Origin of the sequence: Pseudomonas sp. PSB18, from assembly GCF_014596565.1 — a bacterium.
Classification (GTDB): domain Bacteria; phylum Pseudomonadota; class Gammaproteobacteria; order Pseudomonadales; family Pseudomonadaceae; genus Aquipseudomonas.
The window spans coordinates 1-3,146 of sequence record NZ_NOIN01000021.1; the positions used below are offsets into that span (position 1 = coordinate 1).

The 3,146-nt window shown below is 54.1% G+C and carries 4 protein-coding genes and 3 tRNA genes; all 7 read left to right on the forward strand.

All coding sequences use genetic code 11. From position 1 onward, the window contains the following. The first annotated feature begins 213 nt into the window (after nucleotides 1-213). Nucleotides 214-1,170: a bifunctional biotin--[acetyl-CoA-carboxylase] ligase/biotin operon repressor BirA gene (gene birA, locus CGA22_RS26940; RefSeq protein ID WP_041020971.1), complete on the forward strand. Its 957-nt coding sequence runs from the start codon at nucleotides 214-216 to the stop codon at nucleotides 1,168-1,170. Then, nucleotides 1,160-1,909 carry a pantothenate kinase gene (locus CGA22_RS26945; RefSeq protein ID WP_041020970.1) on the forward strand — a complete coding sequence of 250 codons (750 nt, stop codon included), beginning with the start codon at nucleotides 1,160-1,162 and terminating at the stop codon, nucleotides 1,907-1,909. Before birA ends, CGA22_RS26945 begins: the two co-directional genes overlap by 11 nt. 7 nt (nucleotides 1,910-1,916) lie before the next feature. After that, complete coding sequence (locus tag CGA22_RS26950; protein ID WP_041020969.1) at nucleotides 1,917-2,360, forward strand: hypothetical protein; 444 nt, start codon at nucleotides 1,917-1,919, stop codon at nucleotides 2,358-2,360. Nucleotides 2,361-2,502: 142 nt separating this feature from the next. Next, a tRNA-Tyr gene (locus CGA22_RS26955) sits at nucleotides 2,503-2,587 on the forward strand. Between the two features lie 25 nt (nucleotides 2,588-2,612). Next, nucleotides 2,613-2,686, forward strand: a tRNA-Gly gene (locus CGA22_RS26960). A 26-nt stretch (nucleotides 2,687-2,712) separates the two neighbouring features. Then, nucleotides 2,713-2,788, forward strand: a tRNA-Thr gene (locus CGA22_RS26965). A gap of 84 nt (nucleotides 2,789-2,872) precedes the next feature. Continuing rightward, on the forward strand, nucleotides 2,873-3,146 hold a 274-nt coding region (locus CGA22_RS26970), incomplete at its 3' end, for a GTP-binding protein (RefSeq protein ID WP_262928122.1).

Below are 3,146 nucleotides of genomic sequence, written 5' to 3' on the forward strand. Positions count from 1 at the left end.
TCCCGAACTCAGAAGTGAAACGATGCATCGCCGATGGTAGTGTGGGGTTTCCCCATGTGAGAGTAGGTCATCGTCAAGATTAAATTCCGAAACCCCTATCTGCTGACGCAGGTAGGGGTTTTGTTTTGCCCGCAGGAAAGGTTCCTCTGTGTTTCTATGCAACTGTCCTGTGCATGGCTATCATGCGGGCCTCATTGTCAGGGCGCAGTTCGCATGCTCACGTTGCTAAAACTTCTGAAGGATGGCCGCTTTCATTCGGGGCAGGCGCTAGGCGTTGCGCTGGGTGTCAGTCGCAGTGCTGTATGGAAGCAATTGCAGCACCTGGAGGCAGAGTTGGGCCTATCTGTTCATAAGGTCAGAGGCCGGGGGTATCAATTGGCCAGGCCATTATTGCTTTTGGATGCGGCTGAGATTGATGCAAAAGAACCTTGCGAGTGGCCTGTTCATATATTCGATTCCATCGACTCTACCAATGCTGAAGCGTTGCGCTCCATAGAGCGCGGGGTGGTGGCGCCGTTCCTGGTTTTGGCTGAGCGGCAGACTGCTGGTCGCGGTCGTCGCGGTCGAAAGTGGGTCAGCCCCTTTGCAGAAAACCTCTATTACAGCCTGGTGCTGCGTATTGATGGCGGCATGCGGCAAATAGAAGGACTGAGTCTCGTTGTAGGGCTGGCTGTCTTGCATGCTTTGCATGATATGGGGATTCGGCAGGCGGGGCTGAAATGGCCTAACGATGTTCTGGTCGATGATAGAAAAATTGCAGGGATATTGCTTGAGTTGGTAGGGGATCCGGCTGATGTCTGCCACGTTGTCCTGGGGGTTGGGATTAATGTGAATATGCAGTCCAGCGACGAGGTTGACCAGCAATGGACGTCCATGAGTCTTGTGGCTGGCCGGTGTTTTGACCGGAATGAGCTGGTGGCGCGATTGGGGGTGAATCTCCAGCGATTCTTGGCGCTCCACCAGGCGTCTGGATTTGCCGCAATACAGCCAGAATGGGAACAGCATCATTTGTGGCAGGGGCGGGCCGTATCATTGATTGCGGGTGTCAATCAAATTGATGGCGTTGTGCTGGGTATCGATTACCAGGGGGCGCTACGTTTGAAGGTGGATGGCGTGGAAAGAAATTTTAGCGGTGGTGAGCTCGGTTTGAGGTTGCGTGATGATTCTTGAGCTCGATTGCGGCAACAGCTTTATCAAGTGGCGTGTACTTCGCGCCGACGGTGTCACGCCGGTCGACGGGGGTGTGGTCGGTTCTGACAGCGATCTGCTGGCTTGTTTGAGCGATGCTGGAAAGTTTCAGCTCATAAAATGCCGTCTTGTCAGCGTGCGTACCCAGGAAGAAACCGATTCTCTGGTTTCTGCGCTGGTAGATGCGTTCGGAGTGTCTGTAGCGCGAGCTGTGCCAACCCGTGAAATGGCCGGCGTTCGAAATGGCTATGAGGATCACGAGCGGCTGGGCCTGGATCGATGGTTGGCTCTGCTTGGAGGGTTTCACCTGGCCTCGGGTGCCTGTCTGGTACTTGATTTTGGTACCGCCGTTACAGCCGATTTCGTGTCTGCAGACGGTGGGCATCTCGGCGGGTTCATTTGCCCGGGCATGTCCTTGATGCGCAATCAGTTGCGTACCCATACCCGGCGGATTCGCTATGACGATATGGCTGCTGAGCGTGCTCATGAGAGTCTCGCTCCTGGGCGGGCGACTGTTGAGGCTGTGGAGCGTGGTTGCATGCTGATGCTCAGGGGGTTTGTCCTGACTCAGCTAGAGATGGCGCGACAGTATTGGGGGAAGGATTTCGTTGTGTTTCTAACAGGAGGGGACGCTAATCTTGTTTCCGGTATTGTCCCTGACGCCAGGGTGGTGCCGGACCTGGTTTTTGTCGGCTTGGCGATGGCCTGTCCTTTGTCTTGAGGTTCCTATGCGGTGGCTGTTCCTGTTATTGCTGGTTTTGAACGCTTTCTACTATGTCTGGCACCAGCAGGAGGCTCCGCTTCGTGCCAAGGATGTCACTCCTCTGAGTTTGTATCGCGGCTCGCAGCAGGACATTCATCTCTTGAGCGAGACGGCGGACGCGCTTGTCAGGCGCGATTCGGGAAAGCCCGCTGAGGCGCAAAAGACCTGTGTTTATCTGGGAGGGTTTACTCGCTCGGAAATGAACAGGCAGCTGGAGCAAAAATTGGCAGCGCTGGGGGTTGTGGTGCGCGCTACTGCTTCAGGTACCCCTGAGGCCGGATTCTGGGTCCAGGTTTCGCCAGAAGGTGCCGGGAAGGTGAATGAAACCCTCCTTCAAAACCTTTCTAAAGAATTCAATGAGTTAAAACATAAAATAATGCCTTGTGAGGGGGTTGCACCCTCGGGGTAGTTTGCATAGAATGGCGCCCGCTTCGCAGCGAAGACCTTTAACAGTCAACGATGCGAAGCGTGGTCAACGCAGCTAACCTCAGGTTTTTAATGAGAAAATGCTTGACAGAAGGCTGGCATGATATAGAATGCCGGCTCGCTTAGGAGGGGTTCCCGAGCGGCCAAAGGGATCAGACTGTAAATCTGACGTCTACGACTTCGAAGGTTCGAATCCTTCCCCCTCCACCAGTTTCTAGCGTGAGCTGCAGGCTCCGCGGGTATAGTTTAGTGGTAGAACCTCAGCCTTCCAAGCTGATGATGCGGGTTCGATTCCCGCTACCCGCTCCAGGTTTGCAGGTTGTGCAATGTGTTTCGCTCTTGTAGCTCAGTTGGTAGAGCACACCCTTGGTAAGGGTGAGGTCAGCGGTTCAAATCCGCTCAAGAGCTCCATATAACAAGGCAGATATGAAAATATCTGCCTTTGTTTTAATGGCTTGTGTGAGTTGCTAAATTCTTCTCCTAGGGGTGATTTCGATGGCTAAGGAAAAGTTCGAACGTAATAAGCCGCACGTCAACGTCGGTACCATCGGTCACGTCGACCACGGTAAAACCACTCTGACCGCTGCTCTGACCCGCGTCTGCTCCGAAGTTTTCGGTTCGGCCAAGGTTGACTTCGACAAGATCGACAGCGCCCCGGAAGAAAAAGCTCGCGGTATCACCATCAACACCGCTCACGTTGAATACGATTCGGCCGTGCGTCACTACGCACACGTTGACTGCCCAGGTCACGCCGACTACGTAAAAAACA